At 50.4% G+C, this 353-nt stretch carries 1 protein-coding gene; it reads right to left on the bottom strand.

Annotated elements, in window-relative coordinates; translation table 11 throughout:
* Window positions 1-353, bottom strand: a 353-nt coding sequence (locus tag AC1RPH_RS08055) for a DUF3310 domain-containing protein (RefSeq protein WP_481762066.1), incomplete at both ends; no start/stop codon positions are given.

Genomic DNA, 353 nt, shown 5'->3' with positions numbered 1-353 from the left:
GCGCTCACGCGACGTATACCAGATTGCCTTGTCCAAGTCTTGCGCGGCCTTTCCCTTCTCACCACGACGCGCCACATACTTCACGGCGTTGCCAGTGTTGAACGGCATCAGCTCCACAAGATCAATTATCTCGATTCCAGACGGATGGGAGTTGTAGTGTGTCGGGTGATCAACGTGTTCGTAGTCCGGATGATTTACATCGACCTTCTTCACAGCTTCGTTAGCGGTACTTACGGAATCATCAAAAACCTGCTTTGACAGAATTTGCGAAGCTATCAACCTTTTGGTGACATCCTCAACGCTTCCTGTTTTCGGAATTTCGTAGCCACAGCGATCACCGCGAAGGCGTTCTT

This window comes from Dellaglioa sp. CoH-57-MRSF-16, from assembly GCF_056782055.1.
Note: the sequence above shows the minus strand (reverse complement) of the source record. Positions and strands in the feature narration are given on the sequence as shown.